General features: G+C 38.8%; 27 protein-coding genes and 2 tRNA genes. 6 read left to right on the top strand and 23 right to left on the bottom strand.

Going from position 1 to position 26,489, the window contains the following annotated elements; genetic code table 11:
- Positions 1-34: 34 nt before the first annotated feature.
- The gene (locus tag BFS30_RS16315) at positions 35-1,888 is read right to left on the bottom strand and encodes a glycoside hydrolase family 30 beta sandwich domain-containing protein (RefSeq protein WP_069380269.1); all 1,854 of its coding nucleotides are present in this window, start codon (positions 1,886-1,888) and stop codon (positions 35-37) included.
- Between the two features lie 318 nt (positions 1,889-2,206).
- Between BFS30_RS16315 and BFS30_RS16310 the strand changes: the two genes are divergently transcribed.
- Positions 2,207-2,277 (top strand) — tRNA-Cys (locus tag BFS30_RS16310).
- Between the two features lie 145 nt (positions 2,278-2,422).
- Here BFS30_RS16310 and BFS30_RS16305 read toward each other — a convergent pair.
- The 9 genes from BFS30_RS16305 to BFS30_RS16265 all read right to left on the bottom strand — a co-directional run bounded on the left by BFS30_RS16305 (position 2,423) and on the right by BFS30_RS16265 (position 10,434).
- Positions 2,423-2,806: a VOC family protein gene (locus tag BFS30_RS16305; protein WP_069380268.1), complete on the bottom strand. Its 384-nt coding sequence runs from the start codon at positions 2,804-2,806 to the stop codon at positions 2,423-2,425.
- Positions 2,807-2,810: 4 nt separating this feature from the next.
- Entirely contained in the window at positions 2,811-3,833 is a 1,023-nt protein-coding gene (locus tag BFS30_RS16300) for a WD40/YVTN/BNR-like repeat-containing protein (protein WP_069380267.1), read from the bottom strand.
- The gene (locus tag BFS30_RS16295) at positions 3,834-4,265 is read right to left on the bottom strand and encodes a DUF2147 domain-containing protein (protein WP_069380266.1); all 432 of its coding nucleotides are present in this window, start codon (positions 4,263-4,265) and stop codon (positions 3,834-3,836) included.
- A 77-nt stretch (positions 4,266-4,342) separates the two neighbouring features.
- Positions 4,343-6,088 carry a sensor histidine kinase gene (locus BFS30_RS16290; protein ID WP_167353157.1) on the bottom strand — a complete coding sequence of 582 codons (1,746 nt, stop codon included), beginning with the start codon at positions 6,086-6,088 and terminating at the stop codon, positions 4,343-4,345.
- A gap of 94 nt (positions 6,089-6,182) precedes the next feature.
- The gene (locus BFS30_RS16285) at positions 6,183-6,950 is read right to left on the bottom strand and encodes a LytR/AlgR family response regulator transcription factor (RefSeq protein ID WP_069380264.1); all 768 of its coding nucleotides are present in this window, start codon (positions 6,948-6,950) and stop codon (positions 6,183-6,185) included.
- Positions 6,931-8,055, bottom strand: a complete 1,125-nt coding sequence (locus BFS30_RS16280) for a sensor histidine kinase (RefSeq protein ID WP_069380263.1) — start codon at positions 8,053-8,055, stop codon at positions 6,931-6,933. Before BFS30_RS16280 ends, BFS30_RS16285 begins: the two co-directional genes overlap by 20 nt.
- Positions 8,056-8,064: 9 nt before the next feature.
- Positions 8,065-9,051 (bottom strand): NAD-dependent epimerase/dehydratase family protein, encoded by a 987-nt coding sequence (locus BFS30_RS16275; RefSeq protein ID WP_069382475.1) that lies wholly within the window; start codon positions 9,049-9,051, stop codon positions 8,065-8,067.
- 11 nt (positions 9,052-9,062) lie between these two features.
- On the bottom strand, positions 9,063-9,857 hold the full coding sequence (locus tag BFS30_RS16270; RefSeq protein WP_069382474.1) for an SDR family NAD(P)-dependent oxidoreductase: 795 nt from the start codon (positions 9,855-9,857) through the stop codon (positions 9,063-9,065).
- A 10-nt stretch (positions 9,858-9,867) separates the two neighbouring features.
- On the bottom strand, positions 9,868-10,434 hold the full coding sequence (locus BFS30_RS16265; RefSeq protein ID WP_069380262.1) for a hypothetical protein: 567 nt from the start codon (positions 10,432-10,434) through the stop codon (positions 9,868-9,870).
- A 229-nt stretch (positions 10,435-10,663) separates the two neighbouring features.
- Between BFS30_RS16265 and BFS30_RS16260 the strand changes: the two genes are divergently transcribed.
- Positions 10,664-11,245: a YceI family protein gene (locus BFS30_RS16260; RefSeq protein ID WP_069382473.1), complete on the top strand. Its 582-nt coding sequence runs from the start codon at positions 10,664-10,666 to the stop codon at positions 11,243-11,245.
- A 58-nt stretch (positions 11,246-11,303) separates the two neighbouring features.
- Here BFS30_RS16260 and BFS30_RS16255 read toward each other — a convergent pair whose 3' ends face one another.
- On the bottom strand, positions 11,304-11,756 hold the full coding sequence (locus BFS30_RS16255) for a DoxX family protein (protein ID WP_069380261.1): 453 nt from the start codon (positions 11,754-11,756) through the stop codon (positions 11,304-11,306).
- A gap of 138 nt (positions 11,757-11,894) precedes the next feature.
- Complete coding sequence (locus BFS30_RS16250) at positions 11,895-12,389, bottom strand: hypothetical protein (RefSeq protein WP_069380260.1); 495 nt, start codon at positions 12,387-12,389, stop codon at positions 11,895-11,897.
- Between the two features lie 107 nt (positions 12,390-12,496).
- On the opposite strand from BFS30_RS16250, the gene BFS30_RS16245 reads away from it, so the two are divergent.
- Positions 12,497-12,784: a LytR/AlgR family response regulator transcription factor gene (locus BFS30_RS16245; RefSeq protein ID WP_420488416.1), complete on the top strand. Its 288-nt coding sequence runs from the start codon at positions 12,497-12,499 to the stop codon at positions 12,782-12,784.
- Positions 12,785-12,818: 34 nt separating this feature from the next.
- Here BFS30_RS16245 and BFS30_RS16240 read toward each other — a convergent pair whose 3' ends face one another.
- The 3 genes from BFS30_RS16240 to BFS30_RS16230 are packed head-to-tail and all read right to left on the bottom strand — an operon-like array spanning position 12,819 to position 15,366.
- A complete protein-coding gene (locus BFS30_RS16240; protein ID WP_069380258.1) occupies positions 12,819-13,820 on the bottom strand; it encodes an NADP-dependent oxidoreductase in 1,002 nt (333 codons plus the stop codon).
- A gap of 28 nt (positions 13,821-13,848) precedes the next feature.
- Positions 13,849-14,616 (bottom strand): SDR family oxidoreductase, encoded by a 768-nt coding sequence (locus BFS30_RS16235; RefSeq protein WP_069380257.1) that lies wholly within the window; start codon positions 14,614-14,616, stop codon positions 13,849-13,851.
- A 21-nt stretch (positions 14,617-14,637) separates the two neighbouring features.
- On the bottom strand, positions 14,638-15,366 hold the full coding sequence (locus BFS30_RS16230) for an SDR family oxidoreductase (protein ID WP_069380256.1): 729 nt from the start codon (positions 15,364-15,366) through the stop codon (positions 14,638-14,640).
- A gap of 205 nt (positions 15,367-15,571) precedes the next feature.
- Here BFS30_RS16230 and BFS30_RS16225 point away from each other — a divergent pair, with 205 nt between their 5' ends.
- Positions 15,572-15,988 carry a winged helix-turn-helix transcriptional regulator gene (locus BFS30_RS16225; RefSeq protein WP_069380255.1) on the top strand — a complete coding sequence of 139 codons (417 nt, stop codon included), beginning with the start codon at positions 15,572-15,574 and terminating at the stop codon, positions 15,986-15,988.
- A gap of 94 nt (positions 15,989-16,082) precedes the next feature.
- On the opposite strand, the gene BFS30_RS16220 is transcribed toward BFS30_RS16225, so the two are convergent.
- The 4 genes from BFS30_RS16220 to BFS30_RS16205 form a co-directional block, all read right to left on the bottom strand.
- Positions 16,083-16,166, bottom strand: a tRNA-Leu gene (locus BFS30_RS16220).
- Between the two features lie 21 nt (positions 16,167-16,187).
- A complete protein-coding gene (locus tag BFS30_RS16215; protein WP_069380254.1) occupies positions 16,188-16,952 on the bottom strand; it encodes an MBL fold metallo-hydrolase in 765 nt (254 codons plus the stop codon).
- Positions 16,953-17,045: 93 nt separating this feature from the next.
- The gene (locus BFS30_RS16210; RefSeq protein WP_069380253.1) at positions 17,046-17,696 is read right to left on the bottom strand and encodes a LolA family protein; all 651 of its coding nucleotides are present in this window, start codon (positions 17,694-17,696) and stop codon (positions 17,046-17,048) included.
- 18 nt (positions 17,697-17,714) lie between these two features.
- Positions 17,715-20,285, bottom strand: coding sequence for an FtsK/SpoIIIE family DNA translocase (locus tag BFS30_RS16205; protein WP_069380252.1), 2,571 nt, complete (start codon positions 20,283-20,285; stop codon positions 17,715-17,717).
- A 319-nt stretch (positions 20,286-20,604) separates the two neighbouring features.
- On the opposite strand from BFS30_RS16205, the gene BFS30_RS16200 reads away from it, so the two are divergent.
- Positions 20,605-21,255: an ankyrin repeat domain-containing protein gene (locus BFS30_RS16200; RefSeq protein ID WP_069380251.1), complete on the top strand. Its 651-nt coding sequence runs from the start codon at positions 20,605-20,607 to the stop codon at positions 21,253-21,255.
- On the opposite strand, the gene BFS30_RS16195 is transcribed toward BFS30_RS16200, so the two are convergent.
- Genes BFS30_RS16195 through pyrF form a run of 4 tightly spaced genes read right to left on the bottom strand, consistent with a single transcriptional unit; the run spans position 21,252 to position 24,526 of the window.
- Complete coding sequence (locus tag BFS30_RS16195; protein ID WP_069380250.1) at positions 21,252-21,476, bottom strand: PspC domain-containing protein; 225 nt, start codon at positions 21,474-21,476, stop codon at positions 21,252-21,254. The genes BFS30_RS16200 and BFS30_RS16195 overlap by 4 nt on opposite strands.
- Before the next feature lies 1 nt (position 21,477).
- Positions 21,478-22,758, bottom strand: coding sequence for a DUF2851 family protein (locus BFS30_RS16190; RefSeq protein WP_069380249.1), 1,281 nt, complete (start codon positions 22,756-22,758; stop codon positions 21,478-21,480).
- Positions 22,759-22,790: 32 nt separating this feature from the next.
- Positions 22,791-23,699 carry a DMT family transporter gene (locus BFS30_RS16185; RefSeq protein ID WP_069380248.1) on the bottom strand — a complete coding sequence of 303 codons (909 nt, stop codon included), beginning with the start codon at positions 23,697-23,699 and terminating at the stop codon, positions 22,791-22,793.
- The gene (gene pyrF, locus BFS30_RS16180; protein ID WP_069380247.1) at positions 23,696-24,526 is read right to left on the bottom strand and encodes an orotidine-5'-phosphate decarboxylase; all 831 of its coding nucleotides are present in this window, start codon (positions 24,524-24,526) and stop codon (positions 23,696-23,698) included. Before pyrF ends, BFS30_RS16185 begins: the two co-directional genes overlap by 4 nt.
- A gap of 273 nt (positions 24,527-24,799) precedes the next feature.
- On the opposite strand from pyrF, the gene rho reads away from it, so the two are divergent.
- A complete protein-coding gene (gene rho, locus BFS30_RS16175; RefSeq protein WP_069380246.1) occupies positions 24,800-26,476 on the top strand; it encodes a transcription termination factor Rho in 1,677 nt (558 codons plus the stop codon).
- Positions 26,477-26,489: the final 13 nt, after the last annotated feature.

Genomic DNA, 26,489 nt, shown 5'->3' with positions numbered 1-26,489 from the left:
TTTTTTAGGGTTTGATGATTAATTTAGATTATGATTAATTTAAGCTGAATGCTTCCCATCCCGAGATTGCAGCTCTGTTACAGGTCATCGCATTTGCGCCATTTTCGGAAGAGACATAGAGACTATTATTGCCACGAAGTGAAATCTTTCCATCAGCATTGACAATCCAGTCGAATTTCTCCCAGTCGCCAATACTTGTCCTGTTACAGGTTAAAGGCGAGGCCCCGTTTTCTGAAGAAACATATTTATTCATACTTCTCAATGCTATTTTTCCTCCCCCCGCATCTACTACTGTAAATTTCTCCCAGTCGCCGGCACTAGCCCTGTTACACCACATTACAGCCGTTCCATTTTCACCACTAACAAACTGGTTGTTTAATCCCCTTAGAGAAATCACCTGCCCTATCGGGGCTGTTCCGGGATTCCCTGTAACGGATCCCGACCATTTAAAAGTAGCTACGGCACCGGCAGGAAGGGTATAACTAAAAGATTGGCTTCCCCATTTTACTTTAAAGGTGCCACTGCCAGATCCGCTGTTAGAAACGATGAGGACTTTAGTGCCATCTGCATTTTTAAAGGCTACATTTTGAAAACTACCGGCAATATTGGAGCTGATTCTTGTTGCTCCGGGCCTTGCAAATTTCGAAGCATGGGCAATAATATAATAAGAGACATTTCTAGATACAGCACTTCCATTAATAGTTAATGCACCTTCACATGTGCTACAGCCCCCATTGGTATGAGGTCCGTAATTTTGATCTGCAGCCAGATTCCATTCCAGGACATTTCGGCTCCAGTTCCTCGTTGCACCGATAATAAGGGTGTTAATATGCCATTGCAGGTCACCTGCAAAATTGCTGGGTCCACCCACCCACTGTTCTGTGAAGTAAATGTTTTTATTGGGGTACGCATTATGCACTTCCGATAGGGCACTGATATTCCCCCCATACAGATGAAATGCAGAACCATCTACGTAATTCCTTGCAGCAGCATCGTTTAATATTGCAATCGGGTAATCAGGGCGGTCAGCATTGTGGTCGTAAGAGATAATTTTGGTATTGATGTTATTGGCACTAAACTGAGGTCCCAGGTTATTTTTGATGAATGAAGCCTGTTCTGAGGCCTGCATGAGCATACTAGGATTATTGTATGGATTTAAAGGTTCATTTTGAGGGGTAATGGCATCAATGGTAATTCCCTGCGCCTGCATTGCCTGAATATATTTCACAAAATATCTGGCATAAGCATCGTAATATGCCGTATTCAGGCTTCCCCCAACATAACTACCATTGGTTTTCATCCACCTTGGCGCCGTCCAGGGGCTGCCTAGAATTTTAATTGACGGGTTGATGGCAAGAATACTTTTCAATACCGGAATCAGGTCCGTCATCTCCTGACTGATACTGAAATTATTGAGGTTATTATCGGTCTGTCCCGCAGCAACTTCATTGTAAGTAAAAGGGCTTGCACTTAAATCAGACGCTCCGATGGTAATCCTTAAATAACTAATTCCAATGTTATTTCCAGAGGTAGAAAATAACTCCTGCAGCAGGCTATTCTTTTGTGCAGCACCAAGATTATTGATTAGTGTAGCACTTGCTCCGGTCAATGTAAAACCAAAACCATCAATTCCCTGATAGCTTACATTTTCATCAACGGTAATGGTATTGGGGTTTGTTCCTGCATCTGCTGCAAAAGTTACGTTATTTTGTGTTTGCAGTAATTTACTTTTATCTGTTGTCGTCATCCAGATACTGACCGATTCGTTGGCCCGGACAATTGTTTCTTCGTTTGCGTTTAATCCGGAATTGGACCGGAGCTCCTTCTTACAGGAAAACAGGACTGCACAAAGCACAATGCAGCCTGTTAAAATCAGGCTTTTTTTCATAGGGATAAGAATATTTGGTTACCCAAATCTATATCGGCTTAAAAAAAATTGTACATATTGCCGGGCCTACACAGCCACTACAGAAAGGATAAATCAGATATTTTTTGGGATACAATGGCCCTACTTCCACACTACAAAAAACACATAACAAGCTTAAAATAAAGTACTTAAAAACGAACAACCATTAGTAACATTCTGATTACGATCTGATTACCTTACAGAAAATCGCAGGTCATTTAATGCAGCTCAATAAAAAACAAATAAAATCTACTAATTTAGTATACTTTATATATATTTGCTGATGTAATGATTATATATAGTCATGTGGCCGAGTGGTTAGGTATGGGTCTGCAAAACCTTCAACGGCGGTTCGAATCCGTCCATGACGTCATCAAAAGCTTGCCTTCGGGCAGGCTTTTTTTTCGACATAAAAAAACGGGGATACAGCTTCCAGCCACATCCCCGTCATCTAAATTAACGCTCTCTTATATAAGACGACTAAATCATCCGATTATTGCATCCTGCGTTAAAAAATTATTTTTCATAAAACTCTATTGGTAAGCGATCTGGATCGGCAATAAAAGTAAACCGCTTTCCAGTAAACTCATCAATTCTGATCGGCTCTGCCTCTACTCCTTTTTGTTTTAGCATTTCGACAACCGCATTTAAATCATCTACCTCAAAAGCCAAATGCCTCAAACCAGCCGCTTCGGGTCCGGATGCTCGTTTAGGAGGATCCGGAAAAGAAAAAAGTTCGATAATATATGTTCCGTTAAGGGCCAGGTCTAATTTGTAAGATTCTCTTTCTTCCCGATATACTTCTCTTATGACCGTAAGCCCTAAGACGTCGATGTAAAAAGCCTTTGAAGCGCTATAGTCTGTGCAAATAATTGCAATGTGATGAACTTTACTTAACATACCCTTATTTTGCTGTAATGACCAATTGATAAATCTGTCCTTTATTTCCCGCCAGCAGAATCAAATCACCTTTTTTTGATTTCTGAACTACGTTAAAGCTCATTCCGGAAATATTATACCAATATTTACCTCCATCAGAAGAAATATCAATTCCAGATGTTCCTGCCGCAATCAAAGTTTTTTCATTAATATAGGTTACACCGGAACGATAGCCATCTACCGGTTTTTCGGGTTTAGTCCAGGTTTTCCCTCCATTATTAGTCAGTAAAACATTGTTTTCATTTTCTTTATCTTTCAGGTAGTTCCCGCCAACAACCACTCCTTTATCTTCATTAAAGAATGACATTGAAAATGGCCCGGTGCTGCTTTCGCCCTGTAAGATCGGACATTCAAATATTTGCCAGGTAGAGCCGAAATTACTGGAATAATAAATGTTGGATGTTGTACCACCAGTGGCAATCCAGACCTTTCCATTTCCTTTTACCTGTATGGTTGAACCGCTCGCTGCAAAAGCAGCTTCACCAACGCCCATTTTGGCCTGCAAATTTTCGGAAATATCACTCCAGGATACCCCTCCGTCAATAGTCCTTAACAGTTGCATCTTGCTATTGATCGGATCACCAAAGACAATTCCACGCTGGTCATTCCAAAAACCCATACCATCTAAAAATATAGCCGTATCCAGGTTTTTGTAACTCTCTTTCCAGGTTTTGCCTCCATCAACAGTCATCAGTATATAGGCAGGTGACCCCGCATTTACCGCAATTGCTTTATCTGCATCAAAAGCTTCAATATCTCTGAAATCCAGTTTTTCATACCCCTCCGGCTTAATCCAGTCCCAGTTTTTACCTCCGTCTACTGTTCTGCCGATATGACCATTACTTCCACTTACCCATGCCACCTGATCAGAGACAATACTCATTCCTCTTAAGCTGGTTGTCACACCTGATGTCATTGGAATCAGGTCATAAGTCTGTGCAAAACCGAATAAGGGAAGGAATAATAAACAATAAATTATACTCCTCATCTATTTTACTCTTTTCCAGGTGTCAGATCTGCCTATCAATGAGATACCAATATATCCTCTTACATTCAGGTCTCCGTTAGCTTTAATGTTCATATTACAACTATAAGTCTTGCCGGTTTTTGGGTCATAGATTTTTCCATCCACCCATTTTCCATCGTCATAAACAAAATCTTTTAACATCTCAAGGCCCATGATTGGTCTTGTTTTTAATTTTAAATCTGGATTTTTCACATCTAGCTTAGCCTGTCCTTTTTCATCTTTAGGTGCTTTCAACCAAACAATTTTACCGAAAAACTTATCTCCTTTTTTGGAAATATCTATGTGTGCTTCACCCGAAGAATTAGCCCATTTTCCCAGAATAGCGTCGCTCGTTTGAGCAAGCCCGGAAAAGGAAATCGCTGCAAAAAGAATTAATAACGAAATGTATCTCATATCTCATGTTTTAAATGTATCTAAAGTTACTAATTACCCGATAGAATAGGAAGTATCAGAAGATTATAGGAACAGTTTTATTCTTCTTTTTGATAAGGAAGATCAAATTTAAAATGACATCCCTTTCCAGCCTCACTCTCTACACTAATGTGACCGTTTTGAATGTCAATAAGCTGACGGCATATATATAATCCCAAACCGGTACCTGGTTTTCCAGCAGAGCGATTCGCCTGATAATATCTTGTGAAAAGTTTTCCCTGTTGTTCTTTAGGAATTCCTATACCCGTATCAATGATGCTCACGTGCAGGCTTTCGGTATGCTCGTCAATACTTTTTAAATCTACTTTTACCACTACTCCACCCTGATCCGTATACTTAACCGCATTGTTTAACAGATTAATCATGATCTGTTTCAAACGGAATGGATCTCCTTTTACCGTTGATTCTTCATTTCCGCTAAATTCAGCAGTCAGAGAGATTTGCTTCCGTTCTGCTGTAAAACCCATTGCAGCAATAGTATCCTTAATTTCAGCACAAGGCTGGAAAGAAACAATATTCAGTGCACCTGCCTGTTGATTGTCAATCTTGCTCACATCAAGAATATCATTTACGGTATTGATCAGCATGCTCGACGACAAATTAATCGAATTCAGTTTCTTTTTCTGATCATCCGTAAGTGGGGTTCTGTTCAATAAATAGATAATACCTGTAATGGTAGTCAGCGGGTTTCTGATTTCATGGCTCATAATGGCCAGCATTTCCGACTTTTGTTCTGCAAGTGCAACTGCGCGCTCATTCTCCCGGATATAATTGTCCTCCGCCATTCCCGCTTTACGGATATATACGATCAATAGAACAATAAAAATCAGGACCATCACCACTGCTATTCCAGTGAAATTATTCATATCATTGGTTGCCGATTGATATTGGTTGAGCATCTCAGATCTCGTTTTCTCCCAGTCGTTCAGGTGAATATCTTTCAACTCCTGAACGAGTTGATGAAGCTGAATAACCAGGCTTAGGTTGGCAGAAATGAGCTGTTGATTTGATTTAGCAAGGCGGCCATTCTCTTCATTTAATTTTCTAAGCAGATTTTCCTGTGAATTGTTCTGCTTCTTAATTACAGAGCGGCTTATAGAATCACGAATCTGCTTCTCTCTGTTCACCGTGACCACCTTAATTGACTGTGCATTTTCCTGCTTATTTACGATAGCATCCTGCAAACGTTTAAAAAGTCCTTTCTTATTGGGCTGAGGCTTGATTACTTTGACAGAAGTATCCGCTTTTCCGGTGCTTTTTTTAGTCGTAGTTTTCAATTGATATTTTTCTATAATATCAGCTGAGGCTTTTCCTGTTATGTTTTGAATGGTAGTGATCCGTAGTAAGGAATCGAAATTATGTTTCAATCCGAACACTTCATTTGACATCTGTAATTTTTGCTCAAAAGACTTTCCGATCTTCTCTTTACTTGCCGATAAAGATCTTGTACTATCAAGGTCATACTTCTTTAAAATGGCTTCAATCTGGATAAAAGTATTGTTCAGCTTTGATTTATAGTCCTCCAGCTTTTCATTCTGTCCATATAAAATGGCCTGCTGAAAATCACTTTCCGCACCGTTCAGATCCAGTAAAATATTGCTGATCTCCTGGGCCTGTGAATGCCCCCTTAAATTCTCACTTAATGTGTGTAATTTTTTAAAGATAGAGTGCCTTAATAGCAAGGAACCTGCAGCAATCAGAAAGGTAAAGGCCAGAAATAATATAAAAAGTTTACGAAGATTCTTTGACGTTTCACCCGATTTGTTGACAAACATAGATTTCATTAAATTTTCCTCCAAAAACATGAATGGATTGCAAATTTATTAATAATTATCATGTATAAAGGAAGAAACCTCAGGAACTGTAATCCAATAGCAATCAGGGTGATTGTGTTTGCCCTTCCAGCCAGCTTTTAAAGCTGCTTACTCTTTCTCTACTGATAATCGCTTCTGCATCTATAAGTGGAAACAATTGAATGACTAATCTGCTGTTATAATAGGTGGTAATCTTTTTAATGGCATCAATATGAACGATCAACTTTCTATTGATCCGGAAGAACAGGTTCTTATCCAACATCTTTTCTATCTGATCCAGGGAATAGTCAAGGGGCGTCTTTTGATTGCTGATAGTCGTTGCCCAGGTCAGTCCATCAGAAAAATGGATATAAGCAATGTCCTTTGCCTTGACATATACCAATTGGTTGTTGATTTTACCAATAAACCGGGTATTCTCCCTCTTAAAGAACTCTTCTGCAAGTCTGGATATATTTATAGCCGGTTCTGGTGGCAGTTTAAAGTACGCATACTTTTCAAGGGCTCTTTTCAAATCCTTGATGTCTATTGGCTTCATCAGATAATCCACGCTATATACCTTAAATGCCTGAAGGGCAAAACTATCATAAGCAGTCGTAAATATAATGGGAATCCTGATATCTACCTGATCAAACATCTCAAAACAATTGCCATCAGAAAGCTGGATGTCCATAAAAATCAAATCGGCTGTATGAACCGGACTGGCGAACCAGCTTAATCCCTCCTCAATAGATTCTATAACCGCAAGTACTTCCAGGCTGGGAACACATTGCTGTAACAAATGAATCAAACGCTCCGCATTGTGTTTTTCATCCTCAAATATGATAATCTTCATGAGTCGTTATGATAGGAATTTTGACAATAAACAGCTCTTTTGTTTCTATAACTTCTATTCTTTTTTCTCCGGTCAGTTCATACCGCTTGCCAATATTATCCAGGCCCAACCCAATAGAATTCTGAACAACAGATCTTTTCCTCAGGTCATTTGTGACCACTAAAACATTGCCTTCATCTCTGATGCGGATGTGTAGTGGGTCATTGGCAGAAAAACGATTGTGCTTAACCGCATTTTCTACCAGCATCTGCAAAGTTGCCGGCGGAATCATACCAATATACTTTATATTTTCATTGATGTGTATATCAAATTCAATACTACTTTGATGCCTGATTCTGATCAGGAAAGAATAAGACTCCAGAAATTCAAGTTCGGTTTGGATGGGAACCAGATTTTCAAATTTCTTATCCAGAATATAGCGATAGCTTTTGGCAAGTTGTGTAATATACTCAGCCGAAAGATCCGGACTTTTATAGACCAGGTTGGTAAGCACGCTTAAAGAATTAAAAAAGAAATGTGGATCAATCTGACTTTTTAACACATCATACTTGGCCTGAATATTTTCGCGCATTAACCTTTCCGTATTCAACTGTGACTCCTTCCAGTTCTTATAGTAAAATACAATGCCATTATACCCCAGCAACAGGAGATAGAATATAAAAATACCAAAATAAAGGTCGTAACTCAGGGAGCTGAAACTCTTCCAGGCATCATAACGATGGAATAAAACGATATCAAAAAGGGAATAGGACAATCCGAATAAAAGCGAAACCAGCAGTCCGTAAATTACAAGCGTAAGGCATAAAAGCACTAAGCGTTTGGAAACATGCACTTTTAAGGTACTTCTTTCAATCAGTTTTGCAAGTGCGATTGCTCCTTCCCAGACCAGCAATCCAAAAACCACATACATTAAACTAAAAGCCTGGCCTCTAAAGAGGAAGGTACCGAAATTATGAGGGAATGTCAGGTCAAAAGACTTAAAAACAACACTAAACAGGTATAAAATAAAAATTCTCAACCCATAGACAAACCATTTGCTTTGAAAAACAGATTCCATTCTGGTTGCATTCATCTTTAAAAACATGGCATAGGTAAACTTGTCCATACGAGGCAATTAACAATAATCATTTTCCCGGAACCACTTTAAAGCATTGTCTATTGCATTTTCTATAGGGGTATATTTCAGCAACAACTCTCTTTCAGACTTATTACCGGAATAGTAGTTATATAAACACAGCATATAGGCAGAGGAATAATTCAGTTTTCGGGACACAGGACTGAATATTCCCGACAATGTACCTATTATTCCTGCGATTTTAAGAACAAATTCAGGGATTCTTATCAGCTTTGACCGTTGACCCGATACCTTATTTAATAAACTGAAAAACTCTTTATAAGTTAGGTTTTCTCCGGCCATCAGATAACAATCACCGATCTTACCCATCTCCAGAGCACTGATAATTCCAGTACATACATCATTGATGTGTACAAAATTCTTTCCTCCCGGAGGATAGAAGACTATACGTTTATTCATTCCATGCAGAATCAGTTTACCAGAACTTGGCTTCGCATCATATGGCCCGATCATAAAGGTCGGGTTGATAATGATTGCAGGCAATTTTGCTTTTTCTACCTGCTCCAAAACATACTGTTGTGCAATATACTTGCTACTAATGTATCCTGAATTTACATTCAGCAGGGTAAAAGAATTCAGTTCTGTACCCGGTTTGTTTTCATTTCCCGGACCAATTGTATTGGCCGTGCTAACGTGAATTAACCGCTCTACCTGATGTGCCAGACAAGCCTTCACCACATTTTTTGTTCCTGTTACATTTACCCTTTCATATTCCTTAAAAGTCACTGCCCACTGTTCTGTTACGGAGGCAGTATGGACCACAAAATTGCAGCCTTCCATGGCTTTCATAACCTCCGCTTCCTCACTGATATCTCCATAAAAAACCTCTGAGGGGATATCCGCAATTACAGAAACATCTGCAGAAGGACGGATCATCAGTTTAACTTCATATCCTTTCCGGAATAGCTCTCTTGCAACATTTGACCCTAAAAAGCCATTAGCCCCGGTAATCAGTACTTTTTTCATCTTCTGTTTCATCAGCTAACCGCCATTTCCTTTTTAACTGCGTCCGATACAATTCTAAGTTTCGTTTCTGTAGGAAGCATACTCATCAGGCGATGACTGATCCGATTCCAAAAACCCGGAATGATAATTCCCTTTCCTGCCAATGCCTGCCTGAGCGAGGTCATCACAATCTCAGTTGTGGTGAGCAGTCCTATCCTTCCCTTCATTCCCTGTTCTACAATTCTGGTGGATACCCCAGAGTTGGTCATAATTGGCCCCGGATAGACGACACTGACCGATACTCCTGTATGGTGTAATTCTTCCCTGAGTCCCAATGAAAAAGAGGAGATAAAAGCCTTTGAAGCGGGATACACCGTTTTGTAAGCTATTGGTGTAAAAGCAGCCATGCTGGAAATGTTCAGGATATGGCTTTTTTTATGCTTCAAAAGATGAGGTAAAAGTGTCTGGGTAACCAGAACTGTTCCCCTTACATTGAGCTGGATAATTTTATCAATAGATTCTAAACTGCTTTCCGTGATGGCAACTGTCCCTCCAATCCCCGCATTATTAATTAAAAAGGTGATATCAAACTCAGTCATAAGTTCGTTTAGTTTTTCAACCAATAAGCGGCTATCTGTCAGGTCAAATTCTAACACTTTAACCTCCACTTCATACTCCCGCGTTAACTGGGCGGCAAGCAGATCGGTATGACTCCCAGGAAGTGCAATCATGATGATATTCATTCCCATTGCGGCGCACTGGATGGAAAATTCTTTTCCCAATCCTGAACTGGCACCCGTAATCAGGGTGTATGTTGTATTGTTCATATAAATGGTCTTAAATTCTGACAAATAGTCCATCGACTACCGGGAACAGGTATTCGCCGATCGTTTGTAAAGATGTTCCTTCCGATTGCAGCTTTGCATCATTTCTATAACACCTGAAATGTTGAATAAAACGCTTGATTCCGGAAGACTCCATGCTTTTATAAATGCCTTCCCGTATGAGTCCTGCCTCCTGATGATCAGTAATAGAAAGCGCTTTTTTAGCGAGATGCTCAAGCAGATAAATATTGACTTCATCCAGCTCAGTTATGAGCACAAAATCGGCGAGCGCTCTTAACAAACTACTCAGGACTAACAACTCTTTCGCGGAAGTTTCAAAACAATGATAATGGACTTCCGCTTTACCATAAACAGCATTTCTTTGCGGACAACCAGTCAGCCATGCCCCCTCTGCTTTTTGAGAAAAATGGCTGAACAATAGAAATATATCGGAGTCCTCCAGGTCGTAACCAGCAATCAAAGAAGTCACTTTATGTAAAGTTTTCTGTAATTCTACTAAATCCAGAGCATCGCCCATGACCAGCATATTTGTTTTATTTTCAAAATTACCTGTCAACATAAGTCTTTGTATAAATGGAGTGTAACCATGATACAAAGCTGTAGATCTGGAAGTTTAAAGAAGACAAATAACTGACGAAGCGTAGATATTTCGGGCTGAGTTGTATGAATTTACAATTATACCGGTTCAGTTTCCAATAGCAGGTTCTTTTTCTTTCTTATCATAGATCAATGATTTAACAGTGGTAATTGACTCAATTTGTCCTCAATTAAAAGAAATGAAAAAAATTATGAAAAAGTTATTCTTATTGGCCGTAGTTCTAAGTACTACTCTTTTTGCTTTCAAAGCAGTTGCGCCTGCTACCTGGGAAGCTGACACCTCACATTCAAAATTAGGTTTTGTGATTACCCACTTATTAATCACTGATGTAGAAGGATCTTTCAAGAACTTCCAGTCTACACTGACTTCTTCAAAACCCGATTTCTCTGATGCTGTAGTAGAACTAACAGCAGATGTAAACTCAGTAAATACAGACAATGATAAAAGAGATGAGCATCTAAAAGGTGCAGATTTCTTTGATGCTGCAAAATTTCCAAAATTATCATTTAAAAGCACTTCAGTGAAGAAAGTTTCTGCCAATAAGTTCAAAGTGAACGGAAACTTAACTTTCCATGGTGTGACTAAACCGATCACTTTAGATGCAACATTAAGAGGAGTAACTACTAATCCTATGTCTAAAAAAGCAACTGCAGGTTTCAAAGTTACCGGTACAATCAAACGAGCTGATTTCGGATTTGGAACTAAATATGCAAATGCCATGTTAAGTGACGAGGTAACATTAAATGCAAATACTGAATTCGTAAAGAAATAGTATCAGTTCTGTAGCATTTAAATAAAAAAAGAGGAAGTTTTCCTCTTTTTTTATTTACTTAACTTTTCAATTTTCGATTTGAAAAATAGTCATCCAGGCTCCAGCCAAAAACCTGAACTGTGCTCAATAAAAGGCAGCCTGCGCTAACGGCGAATACAGAATAATTCAAAGGGGCCTTAATTCCCAGAAATATAGCCATGCATAGGGCAAAGCTCAATGTCAACAAAAAACTACAGAAAGCAACCAATCGTGTTTTCAGACCGATAATCAGCATTATTCCAAAAAGCAGCTCTGCCAGCGTTGCAATTGCCCCCATCACATTTGCTCCCGATCTCTCCATGAAAGGTAATAAGGTATGCGTGTAGGATATAAAATTATCCCAGTTGCCCCAACCAATATTCGGAGTTCCCGGAGCTCCCAGAACTCCAAACCGGTCTAAAACAGGAACAATAAAACCGATACCTAATGCTATTCTCAGATATAGCTGAGAAAGGTGATTATAATTTTTCATAGCTCTTCATTTATTCATTAAACACACTGCGCGAATCACTTATCCGTTCAGGGTCGAAATAAAGGTAGTACATCGCTTTACGAAAAAACTTAATCTGGAATAAGAAATAGATTTAGGTAAGGAAATTAACCAGTTAATTTATCCTGCTCCATTTACATAGAACTCAAAGAATTTCTTCGTATTCATATCAAAGTGTATACTCCAATAATAACTTCCGCCATCTAATACTGTCACTTTAGAATCTAGCCAATATGTATGATCATTATACTTTTTATCGTAGAAACAATTTATAAGCAGAATCTTATGCCCAGATTGATCTAAGTACCCAAAATACTGTCTCCGATATTTTCCGATCTTTTTATGAATTATGGGAGTCCTATATTGATTGATCATTGGGGTATTTAAAGTCTTTATATCTTTCGCCAAGGCCGATTCAGCGGTGTCGATTTCTGCATTTGTAGGAGTGAATCTGATTCCTGGTATCATGTCCAAAGAATTCGCTGGGAATATAGCTGAATCAAATTTTGATGTTTTGTAATGCTTAGCAATATGCTGAGCGCCACACTCAACATCAACTACCATCACCAAAAACGCTAACAAAACAATACTCCTTATGATGTTTTCAATCCTCATTTCATGATTTTTTCCTTTGATTAAAGATATTATAGATAATGATAGAAACAAACAACTAGTCAATCATACCGGAAAAATACTCCGACGATCATTACCTGGCTCATTTAGTGTTCCTGGATATTCAAATGGGCAAGCAAACAGGTTTTGATGTACTAAAATTACTTCCAAGACGTAATTTCGAAGTTATTTTTGTTACCACTTACGACCAATACGGGATACAAGCTGTAAAATTTGCTGCCTTAGCTTATCTTTTAAAACCTATTGATATTGAAGAGTTGATTGTAAAAAGCTGGTTGAAGGAAGATGGTGGCATGCTACTCTTAATGTCTGGAGAAAAAGTACCCATTTCTAAGCCTAACAAGGACACCGTAAAACAAGCATTGCAACAACTCTAAGTAATATATTAGACCGCACTTATCTATCAGTCACTTATTTTACTTTAACAACCACCTTTCCCTTGGCACGGCCACTTTCCACATATTCCAAGGCCTCATTCGTCTGATCAAATGAAAACACTTTGTCCACAACAGGCTTTATCATCTGCTGTTCGATCAGTTTGGAAATCTCTTGTAACTGTTTACCTTCCGCCCTCATAAACAGAAATGAGTAGTCTACGTCTAGTTTTCTAGCTTTTTTGCGGATACCCAAGCTGGTCAGCGAAACAATGGCCTTCACAAACCAAGGGGCTCCAATTGTTTTGGCAAAATCTGGCGTGGGTGGTCCTGAAATCGAAATTACCTTTCCTCCCGGTCTTAATATCCGTAAGGATTTTTCAAGCGCCTTGTTATCCTGACTGTGCAACACCATATCATAATCTTTCAGGATTGCTCCAAAATCTTCTTTCTTGTAGTCAATCAAAATATCTGCTCCGAGTTGCTTTAACATGACGAAACTTTTTTCACTTGCAGTCGTAGCTACTATTGCACCAAGGTGTTTCGCCAGCTGAATGGCAATTGTGCCTACTCCCCCTGATCCCGCCTGAATAAATACTTTCTGGCCTTTTTTGACCTTGGCTTTTTCTACCAGCGCCTGCCATGCGGTCAAAGCCACTAACGGAACCGACGCGGCCTCTTCCATGGTGATGTTGCTGGGTTTAAGCGCTACATCATCCTCATTAATGGCAATATATTCGGCTAAGGTGCCAATGTGGAAATCGGCAGCTCGGGAATAGACTTCATCACCGACCTTAAACTGAGTTACCCTCGTTCCCACCCGGGTAATTACTCCCGCTACATCATGTCCCAAAATAAGTGGTAACTTGTAAGGCAATATCAACTTGAATTCCCCAGACTTTATCTTGGAATCGAGCAGGTTAAGACCAGAGGCATGAATCTCTATCAGTACTTCATCCTCTTTTAGGTCTGGAACAGGAATATCAGTAAGCTGTAGAACCCCCTTTTTATCGTATTTTTTTATCGCGAATGCTTTCATGATTTTATTATTTATGGAAAAGCCTATACTAGGGTTTTAATTCTGCATTTATTTTCTTCGGATTAATCAGGCCAAATGTCAGTTTTGGAAATAAACGATTGAATATATAGACTAGTTTTGTATCGCCAATACGAATAGTGTAGTGATCTTTCCTAAGTCCATTTATTAATCCCTTTACCAGTTTTTCAGGACTTATTTTTTTATCATCTCTATCTGCCACCATATCTGTATCAACCAACGGTGGTAACAGTTCAAAAACCTTTACACTAGCTCCCAGGATCCATAGATGTGCTCTCAATGATTTTGTGTAAAATGCCAATGCAGTTTTTGATGCCGAATATGTAGCCTCAATCAATGAGGGTACAATACTGAGAATGGAAGTGGTATTGATAATCGCACTTTCCTGCCTTGATTTGAGCATTTCCATAAAAAGATTGTTTAGACGGATAACTCCCAGATAATTGACCTCCATTTCATATGTGGCTCCTTTATAATGGTCATCATTTGAAATGCCTAAATTTTTTGGCGGAACACCAACGCCTGCATTGTTATAAAGAATATCAATGCCGCCCAGTTCATTAACCTTGTCGAAAAGAGCATTAGCATCATCTTCATTTCCCGCATCACTCTGGATAGCAATCAGCATTGGATATGCTTTTTTAGCGGCGTCAAGCCTACTCTTGTTTCTACCTGTAATGATGACCTTTGCTCCGATTTCCAAAAATTGTTTTGCGGCTTCCAATCCTATGCCCGATCCACCACCTGTGATGAGTATTGTTTTTCCTTTTAAGTCCATAAGGTTCTTGAATTATGTAGATTAATGGGAAACCTGTTCTGTAACATGGGCTACTAACGCATGTATTTTTTTAGTATCACCTACAGGAACTTCAAACTGATCCTTTGCCAAAGCAGCAAATAACTCATCTGCCACTTCAGATGCTGGAATTCCATTCGCTCCACCAATTTCTGCGGAGAATTCAGTATTTACCAGAGGTGGATAAAGTTCATACACATTTAGGCCTTCGTTTTCAGAAAATGTATCTCTTAATCCTTGTGTATAACTGTGCAACGCAGCTTTGCTAGCTGAGTAAGTAGGCAGATATTTGTTGGACCTAAATACAGCTATTGAGGAAACATTTACGATTGCGGCCTCTTCTTGTTGCAAAAGCAGGGGTAAAGTCAAAGCCGTAAAATCAATAACACTAATGTAATTGGTGTTGATTTCTTGGTAAGCTTTTTCTGCTGAGTTGCCATTACTATCACTTAAATCGTTCAGAAAAGCGGCACCAGCATTATTTATGATGATGTTGGTATTGGGATAATTACTTTTTAATTGTTTCGCAATATCTATCCTGTCTGCTTGTACCGATAAATCTCCTTGTATAGCAACTGCATTGTCCAACTCTTTCAAGGCACTTTGAAGACGCTCTTCATTACGTCCATTGATAATAATTTTGTTGCCGGCTGCATTAAATTTTTTAGCAATAGCCAAGCCAATTCCAGCGCTTCCACCACTTATAAATATGGTATTTCCTGTTGTTTTCATTCTTAAGTTCTTTAATTTTTTGATTGTTTATAATACACAGCCGTAAGCGCCGCGGCTACTTTTGCAGAGCAACTCCTGATCATTGGTTCAAAAATTAATGTTGTTTCCATTGCATCTATAATTTATTTTCGTAAATTCGCTTGCGTTTTGCAAGTACAAATATACAAACAACTTTCATTTTGCAAGCGTTTTTATTAATTATTTTATGAAGGATATAAAAAAGAGGTCTGATTGCCCTATAAGTAGCTCGCTGGATATCTGGGGAGACAAATGGTCATTGCTTATCGTTAGAGATTTAATGTTCTCAACGCAATGTACTTATGGCGATTTCTTAAAATCGGATGAAAAAATAGCTACTAATATTTTGGCAAACCGATTACAAATGTTAGAAGTGAATGGAATAATTACTAAACAAGAGCATCCCGAAAGCAAAGCAAAAGTATTATATAGGCTAACTCACAAAGGGATTGATTTACTTCCCATAATGATCGAAATAAGCTTATGGGCTGATAAATATTTTACGCTGCCGGTAGAAAGAAAAGAAATGCTTGTAGAAGTAAAAAAAGATAAAGAGGCTTTTATAAAGGGAAAAACAAAAGAATTATTGAAGGATAGACATTAATTGAGAAGCATATAGAATATCTATTTGGCATAATAAACCGTACTTTGAATTGTTCGAAGTACGGTTTATACCCTAAGTATTGTACTTAGAACAGTACCCAAGAGGAGATTCGAACTCCCACACCGTTGCCGGCGCCAGCCCCTCAAGCTGGTGCGTCTACCAATTTCGCCACCTGGGTATTTGTTCTGCAAATATATATTTATTCGCAGAATATACTCAAACCATCGTAAGCTAATTTTATATTTTTCGGCAATTCATTTTCTACCTCTTCATGTAGTCCTAAATTATGGCTGATATGAGTCAGGTAAGTCATCTCTGCTCCAATCTTTTGGGCAAAGTCAACTGCTTCTTTTAATGTAAAATGAGAAATATGCTCTTCGTGCTGTAATGCATTTACGACCAGCACTTTGGTTCCTTTAATTTTCTCTATTGTTTCCTCAGAAATTGTCTTTGCATCCGTGATATAGGTGAAATCATGAACTCTAAAACCAAGGATTGGCAATTTATAATGCATGATATTCAATGGAATGATACTTGTTTTGCCAATTTTAAAAATCTCATCCGAGATGGTATGCATATCAATTTGCGGCAAACCAGGATAATGCACCTCCGCAAAAATATAGGAAAACTCTCTTTTCAGCGCCTGCTGAACCCGTTCAGTGGCATAGATGTCGATGTTTTTCTTTAACAGATAATTGAATGGTCTGATGTCATCCAAACCAGCCACATGATCTTTATGCTCATGTGTATAAAGAATGGCATCCAGGTCTTTTACATTAGCACGCAGCATCTGATACCTGAAATCAGGTCCGCTATCAATAACGATCGTCTTATCTCCCATCTCCAGTAAGACAGAAACCCTTAAACGCTTATTTCTATGATCTGTAGACTGGCAAACCGCACAATTGCAAGTGATGACAGGAATGCCCTGGGAAGTACCTGTACCTAAAAATGTAACTTTCAAAATAGATGAGTTGGGACCATATTTTCAAAAATAACAAAAAAAGGGTTTAAACAAATTGCTTAAACCCTTTTTAAAATTTTAATCGTCAGACGACTATCTCAAGTCTACAACTTCTACTCCCGGATATTTCTTAGTATCAAAAGCGAAGGTACTTTCAGGTACTTTAACATTAGATACAATCTTCTTTACGTTATAGGTGTACTTATTTCCGCTTTTATCAAAAATCACCACGCTTCCAACCTGTTTGGCCGTTTTATCAATTCCCAGGCGAATTTTAAAATAGGATTTTGTAACATCTACAGGTGCAAGATCAATCATTTGATAAACTTTCCCCCCTACTTTAGACTCCCCGGTATAATTGTATTTAAAGCCCTTTTCATAAACAGTAAATATCTTCGCAGGATTCAAAGCATCTCCGCTATTATCGGCATTAGTCAGCTGAACCTCTTTATCCTCTTTCAGATAAGTCCATTGATTTTTACCATCACTAATCAGTTCCTGGTTGGTCATGGCTACCCTGTACTTATTTGTTTTTGCTTTCACAATTAATGTTCCCTGCTGGGTTTCTTTAATTTTAGCTTGCGGGTTATCCAGAACAAAAGTAAAATCAGTTTTCACCACATCATATGAACGATACTTCTTACTTACATCGGCTAATATAGCTTTGGCCCTGGCATCCGTCTGCGCATAAGATGCACAGGCAAAACCTGCCGTAACCAATAGTGACAATACAATCTTTTTCATCTTTTCTCTAATTACGTGTTAATCGTTATTGAGATTATTCAAGAACTGTTCCAAAGCGTAATCGTCAGGGATCAGAACCTCCCTGGCCTTACTCCCCTCAAACGGGCCTACGACTCCCGCAGCTTCCAATTGATCAATGATTCTTCCGGCTCTGTTATAGCCCAACTTCAACTTCCTCTGGATCAAGGAAGTAGAGCCCTGCTGATGCATTACAATTAACCGTGCTGCATCCTCAAACATCGCATCACGATCATGCGGATCAAAGTCCAGCTTAGCAGATTCGGCTGCTTCATCAATGTATTCAGGAAGCTGATAAGCCTCAGGATACCCCCTTTGGTTACCAATAAATTCCGAAATCCGGTCCACCTCAGGTGTATCAACAAAAGCACACTGCAACCTGATCAGGTCATTTCCTGTAGACAACAACATATCCCCTCTACCGATCAGCTGATCAGCTCCTCCACTATCAAGGATTGTTCTGGAGTCAATTTTAGACAAAACCCTAAAGGCAAGCCTGGCCGGGAAGTTTGCCTTAATCGTACCAGTAATAATATTTACCGAAGGTCTTTGTGTAGCCAGTACCAGGTGAATACCTACCGCACGGGCAAGCTGTGCTAAACGTGCTATCGGTGTTTCCACTTCCTTACCCGCAGTCATCATTAAATCTGCAAACTCATCCACGATCAGCACAATATAGGGCAGGAATCTATGGGAATTATTAGGATTTAGTTTTCTTTTTATAAACTTCTCATTGTACTCTTTCAGATTTCTTACCTGGGCGTCTTTTAATAAATCATAACGCTGGTCCATCTCAATACAAAGAGAATTTAAGGTATTGATTACCTTTTTGGTATCTGTAATAATTGCATCCGCCTCACCCGGAAGTTTAGCAAGGAAGTGACGTTCAATTTTATTAAATAGGGTTAACTCCACCTTTTTAGGGTCAACCAGAACAAATTTCAACTGTGAAGGGTGTTTCTTATAAAGCAGGGAAACCAGAATAGAGTTAATTCCCACCGACTTACCCTGTCCGGTCGCACCAGCCACCAATAAATGGGGCATTTTCGCCAAATCACCAATATAAACTTCATTAGAAATCGTTTTCCCCATAGCAATAGGCAAATCCATTGTAGTCGTCTGGAATTTCTCCGTAGCCAGAATACTTCGCATGGATACCATTTCAGGATGCATATTTGGCACCTCAATACCAATTGTTCCTTTTCCAGGCATCGGAGCAATAATGCGGATTCCCAATGCTGCTAAGCTTAATGCAATATCATCTTCGAGATTTTTAATTTTCGAAATCCTTACCCCTGGAGCTGGAATAATTTCATATAAAGTCACCGTTGGACCAATGGTTGCCTTTATTTTGTCAATTTCAATATTGTAGTGATTCAGGGTCTCTACAATTTTATTCTTATTGGCTTCCAGTTCATCGGCATTCACTGAAATCTTATTCGAACCATAGTTTTCCAACAGGTCCAGATGCGGGTATTTGTAACTGGAGAGGTCCAACGTCGGATCATAATTTCCGAATTGTTCTACCAGCTCATCAGATTTCTTCTCCTCTTCTGATTTCTCAATAGTTAGCTCCAATTCTGGCTCCTCTTCCATTACCGGTGTAATTTCTATTGGTGGAGAAACCACTACAGGAGGTGGAGGAGTCATTACATTGACCGGAGGAACCGGTGCAGTAAACGCAGGAACAACTTCTTTTTCCAGTTCGATTTCATTTCTTTCTTCAAATCTGGAAGGGTTAAGTACCACATTTTGTTCTTTCTTACGTTCTCTGCCTAAGCGGTCATTCAGATTAAATTCTACCGGTTCAGAACGGACTTCATTTTCAATTTCTATATCTTCAGGAACATCAGGAATGATGGCCTCTTCTTTTTTACGCTGAGGTAATTTAAAATCAATGTTATAGGCAACAATAAGAATAGTTAGTCCTAAGAATACGATCAGTCCCGCTACTCCGGCCTTGCCAATCTGAGCTGTGAGCAATTTATTTGTCCAGTAACCAAATTCTCCTTCCAGATAATGCGGGGCATCATTCATAAAGGAATGCGCAAATCCAAGCGTCAGTGAGATAAACAGTAAAAAGAATAAGCTATAACCTAGTGTTTTTTCAATGGAAAATATTTTCACCTTAAACAATAAGCGGTAACCAATTACAAAGAATACAAAGATGAATAAGAAAGAGGCCAAACCAAACCATTCATAAATAAACTGGTGGGATAATAAAGCGCCTATTTTACCCAGCCAATTAGAGACTACGGGAGTAATATTTACCTGTTGAAGTTCTTCGTATGTTTTGAAAAGATTTCCCCAGCCTCCGTTCGCATCGATCACATAACTATGATCCTCCTGCCAGGTGAAAAGGTAGGAGGTGAAAGCGATCAGGAAATACAGAGACATGATCACAAACACCAACCCTATGATCTTAAACAGTCTCCCATTCTGAAAATCAAGACGCGGCATGATGTTAAATCTCTCCCTGGCTGGTCTGTTTGTTGATGACTTCGAGCTCTGCTTATCACCGGACTCGTTTTTAAATGAATTGGACCTGAACTGATTTCCCCTTACCGACATTTTTCGTTACTAATATTATAATCAACAAATATAAAACATATAGTTGTATGTACTAAGTTATTATAAATACATTTAAACCTGTACTTATTAAATAAAAATTATTGCTGATTTGAATGGCTTATCTGATCAGATTTCTGCGGCTGATTAAACCATTTAAAACCTTTGATGTCATACATATAGCGTTTAAGTTTTAATTAGAGATAAGTTTTGTTTTAAGGTAATCCCGTCAGATAAAAATGTTTGACGGGATTTTTTTTATCCCTATCTCATTTTAAATTTGTTATTTTATTTATGTATTTTAAGACCTCTAAACTCAACAATGGACATCTCTCAGCTTGAAACATTCATAGAAACAGATAAAAAACAAGAGATTTCTGATTTGCTAACCAGGCATCCGGAACTGACAACAAAGGAAACCAGTCATGGGGTATCTCCTCTTTTGCTTGCATGTTATTATAAAAAACCGATCATTGCAGCTGTAATTGCAGGTTTTTCAAAAAACATCAGTCTTTTTGAAGCATGCGCTCTGGGGAAATTTCAGGAAACTTCTGATCTCCTTGACCAACATCCTGATCTGGTTAACTCCTTCTCCAAAGATGGCTTTACTCCTCTTGGATTAGCAGCTTATTTCGGACATGAAGAAATTACAAGATTATTAATTTCCAGAGGGGCTTCGGTAAATACAGCGGCAAATAATGGTTTCAATGTATTCCCTATTCATTCTGCGGTTGCCGCTAAAAGTTACAACATTACCAAAATGCTTTTAGAGGCAGGAGCGGAAGTAAATGTGAAACAACAAGCTGGATTTACTGCCTTACATGCAGCTGCGCAAACTGGAAATATAGAGCTTATTATCCTGTTACTTGAATATTCCGCAGACTTAAATGTGCGTATGGAAGGTGGAAAACTACCTGCTGACCTCGCTGAAGAAAAAGGTTTTCCGGAAATCGCCGCAATACTTAAGATTTAGTCAGCATCCCAAATCCGTAATCTGATCTTTTTGATATAATGTCTCACATCCAGTACTAAAGCCGCAAGGATATAAAATATGATAGGAAAACCTATGGCTAAGAATGAAGAGTATATAAAAAACAACCTTATTTTGCCGATTGACATATTCAATCGTTCTGCAAGATAGGTACATACCCCAAAACTCTGCTTTTCAAAAAATGTAATGATTCGTTGGAACATGTTATTTGTTTAATATCTTGATTCCGATACCACAATTTAAGCATTTTTTTTGAGCACAATAGTATTTATTTAACTGAAGCAATGCCTGAGAGAAAAAAGCATTGTCAACAACAATGCCTGAAGCCCTGTACCAGCCTATAATTGCGTTATTTTCAGCAGGCATTTGCTCTAAAAGATTTATCGCACGACTGATGAACTGAGGTTGATCTACATATTTTCCGTAAGAGAACAGGAATACACAAATGGCATTGATAATCAAATGATGGACAGATCTGGTCCCCAACTGTAATCTCACCTTTTTTGTCTCCTTTCTAAAATGATAATGACTAAGCCAATAAGGATTAACCTGCAGATTTTCCAATAGCTTAACCAGATCAGGCAAATGTTCAATATCCAGCATCCTGGAAAATAGACGATCAGACTTTATCATTAATCCACAAAACTGTGCCAATCTCAGTGTCGGGAAATTCTGCGGCCTCATTCTTAAAAACTTCCATGCTCCGGGCCCTATTGGTTTTAAACCATATTTCTTTTGAAGGAAAAGGTATTCCTTTTTTAACTTCCGCGGATATTCATCTTTAAAAGATCCGGATAAAAAGCCGGCCTGACCAAACAGAAGGGCTTCTACCTGTAAAGCATTGTTCAGATGTTTTCTAAGCACCTGAAGTGGCAGAGCGCTTACCAAAAGCTCAAAGGGAATTTCATTTACCTTAAACCCAAAACTCTTAGCCATGAAATAATAAAAAGTTGCCTCCCAATCCCCGGCCAGCCTCGCCAGCTTATCAAAGACCTGGGCCGACTTTTGCTCTAAACGTTCTACCATCATTCTGGATAAAAAGCCGTTGATAACAACAGAATTTATTTCCCTTATCTGCTTTTCACAAGGGAATTTGTTTATAGAATTAATCAATTGATCATAATGGTCTAAAAGCTGTTCTGGAAACAGCTTTTCCAATACCAATACCGGAAGTACGCTCCCGTCTTTCCTGTAAACCGGCAAATCATATTGATAAACAACATGTAAAATTACCGAGTCATAAGCCGGATCCTTTTGATGTCCGTGTAGCAACCAATCAGAGGATTTGATATGAATTTCAACATCGCCAATCCAGGTAATCCCTCCTATTGAAAGTTTAGCACGATTAAAGTCAGGTCCTGCATTTTTATTAGAAATGCCTGGATTCAGTATTCGCAACCGCTCTCCATCGACACAAAATAAATCCAATGTTTTGTATAGCTGGAATTGCCAAATAAAATGCAGAAAGTTTTCAGAAAAGTCCATTAAGGCTAACTTAACTCAAAAGAATTAAATTATCACAAAGAGACTTTTGTTTTTTGCTTTTTATAATTCGTAATAAAGACCCCAAGAATAATCAATACTGTGGCAATCAGAATATCAATGGTAATGACCTCATCCAGAATGAGCCATCCCAGAAATAAAGCAATCACGGTATTAAAATAGGTCAGGATAGACACCTCTGTAGCGGTTACTCTTTTAAGGGCGTAGTGGTAGCAGAAAAAAGTAAATACCGAGCCAAAAACAGCCAGATAAGCTACTGCGATGAGACTACGTGATGACCAGTTTCCGACAGCGATATCATCGGAAAACATAAAAGCCAGAATGAACTGAACTATTGCAGAGAACGCAAACTGATAAAATAAGTCAAGAAAAATATGATCGGATTTATGGTTGTTCTTTTTTGCATAAACGGTACCAATCGTCCAGCCGCTAATGGCAAAACAAAGGAACATAATTCCTGTTTTATAGTTAGGGTCCAGCAACTCACTGATGCCTTCCCTGAAGATAAACGCCACACCAAGAAAACCAATTATCACCCCCAAAAATCCTCTCCAGGAAGGTTTCTGCAAACCTACAAGTACACAGGCGATAAATACCACCAATGGATTCAGCGCATTTAACAGAGAGGTAAGTCCGCTCGGAATGGTTTGTTCAGCCACGGTAGTCATTCCGTTTGCCATTACGATCATCAATGTAGATAACACCATCTGGCGTCTGAAATATGGCCAGCCTTTCCATATCAGATCTTTTTTCCGGATCAGGATAATTAACAGGAGAAGGGAAGCAAGGCTTTGCCTCATCGCGGCAACGAACCAGGGTGGAATGGTTTCCACTGCCACCCTGATTCCAAGATAAGTTGTTCCCCAAACAACGGCAACAGCTAATAAAGCTCCAATGAGTTTTAAATCTGTTTTTTGGGTCATATCAATTTAGCAGATGCTAAAATCTGCTCCATCTCTTGTTGTAATTTCAAAGCTTCTTCTCTGGCACGATCGGCAAAATCCTCTCCGTTACTAGCATAAATAATTCCTCTGGCTGAATTAACCAGTAAACCGCACTCTTTATTCAGACCGTATTCACAAACATCTGCCAGACTTCCACCCTGAGCACCAACACCTGGTACCAGCAGGAAATTATCGGGAGCCAGTCTTCTGATATTTTTGAATTCGGTTCCTCTGGTTGCCCCAACCACATACATCAATTGTTCACTATCTGCCCATTGGGAAGAAATCCGGATCACCTCCTCATAAAGTTTTCCTTCAGGAGTCTGATGCAGCTGAAAATCACTATGCCCGGCATTTGAAGTTAATGCAAGCAGAATTACCCATTTATCTTTGTGGTTCAGGAACGGTCCTACAGAATCTTTCCCCATATAAGGCGCAACTGTAATGGCATCAAAACTCATGTCAGACTTTGCTTCGTTAAAAAAAGCATCTGCATACATGGCAGAAGTATTCCCAATATCTCCCCTTTTTGCATCAGCAATAGTGAAAATATCTTTGGGAATATATTTCCAGGTTTTGATCAAGGTGTCCCATCCTTTTAATCCCATAGATTCAAAGAAAGCAGTGTTGGGTTTATAAGCAACACACAGGTCTTTAGTCACATCAATAATCTGCTTATTAAATTCCAAAACCGGATTTTCGTATTTTAAGAGGTGTTTAGGAATATTCTCCATTACTGGATCTAAGCCTACACATAAAAAAGATTTTTTTAATTGGATCTGCTCAAATAGCTGTTTTTTATTCATCTACGGGTAATTTTGTGTGCAAAGATGACAAATTTCATGTTGATTTAAAGCCTCTTCTGAAACTTTTAAATGTAAATTTTATAAACATTTTTAAGTTTTCCTTGGAGATTAAGTTACAAATACATACAATTGTAGCGTAATTCCCTAAAGTTTATCTGACCATTCCAGAAAATCTCATAAAATTTTGTTCCATACCATCTTTTATAATCGCATTTTTTGCTTTGTTCAATTGGATAAATACTTTTTTTTAAAAAAATTCTCTACACCCATATAATGTTTAATAAAACAGAATTAAATGAAAAGCTCACCGCCGAGTTGCGTGAGATTGCTAAAACCCAGGGTATCCTAAATGCCGATGAGTTGCGTAAAGCCGAACTAGTTGAAATTATCGCACAAATCACAGAACAGCAACAAGCTGCGGAATCGGTTGAAGGTGAAGCACCTGTTAAAGCGACAAAAACAAAAACTGTAAAAGAAAATACTGCTGAAAAACCAACCAGAAAAAGGATCAGAATAACGCCTAAAGAGGAAGAAGAAAGCAAGAATAATAACTTTAACAGGACATCCTTATTTGACGATGAGCCTGTTCAGGCCAGTCCGGTTAAAGAAGAGAAAAAAATATCAGCTCAGTCAAAAGTGGTGGCTCCACCTTCGGAAGCTGCTGCAGAAGTTATTTCTGAAGTGAAAGAAGAAGCTGTTGCAGCACCTCCTGTTCAGGAAATGAAAAAACACCGTCCCGCAAGAGACGAAAACAACAGGGCTCCAAAAAATCCTAATAACATTAATAATAACGGAAATCAGAAACAGAACGAGAATAGCTATTCAAATCTGGATTTCGACAATACCATTACTAACGAAGGGGTATTAGAGATTATGCCTGATGGATATGGCTTTTTAAGATCTGCAGATTATAATTACCTATCTTCACCAGATGATATTTATGTATCACAATCACAAATCAAACTCTTTGGTTTGAAAACAGGTGATACAGTAAAAGGAAGTATCCGTCCTCCAAAAGAGGGAGAAAAATATTTTCCATTGGTAAGAGTGGAAACCATTAACGGACGTTTACCTGCTGATGTAAGGGACCGTGTTCCTTTTGATTATCTGACCCCTCTCTTTCCTACAGAAAGATTGAATCTTTATACAGAAAGTAATAATTATTCTACCCGCATCATTGACTTATTTACGCCAATAGGTAAAGGACAACGTGGGTTAATCGTGGCTCAACCTAAGACAGGTAAGACCAATCTATTAAAAGAGGTAGCGAATGCCATTGCGAAAAACCATCCTGAAGTTTACCTGATCATTCTATTGATTGATGAGCGTCCTGAGGAGGTAACAGATATGGCAAGAAGCGTAAGAGCTGAAGTTATTGCCTCTACATTTGATGAACCGGCAGAAAGACATGTTAAAATTGCAAATATTGTACTTGAAAAAGCAAAACGCCTGGTAGAATGCGGTCATGATGTAGTGATTCTTCTGGATTCGATCACAAGATTAGCCAGGGCGTACAATACGACTGCCCCTGCTTCAGGAAAGATCCTGTCAGGTGGTGTGGATGCAAATGCTTTACATAAACCTAAACGTTTCTTCGGTGCGGCACGTAATATTGAAAGAGGTGGCTCATTAACCATTCTTGCAACTGCCTTAACAGACACCGGCTCTAAAATGGACGAGGTTATCTTTGAAGAATTTAAAGGTACCGGTAACATGGAGCTTCAACTGGATCGTAAGTTATCTAACAAACGTATTTTCCCTGCAATTGACATTACTGCTTCAAGTACCAGAAGAGATGATTTACTGCACGACAGAGACACGTTACAACGTGTTTGGATCCTGCGTAACCACCTTGCAGATATGAACGCACAGGAAGCCATGGAGTTTGTACAGCAGCAGATCAGAAATACAAAGACAAATGAAGAGTTCCTGATTTCCATGAATAGCTAATTGATCAGAAAAG

This window comes from Pedobacter steynii, from assembly GCF_001721645.1.
GTDB lineage: Bacteria > Bacteroidota > Bacteroidia > Sphingobacteriales > Sphingobacteriaceae > Pedobacter > Pedobacter steynii_A.
The sequence above is the reverse complement of the archived record's forward strand: the minus strand, read 5'-3'. Positions and strand labels throughout refer to the sequence as shown.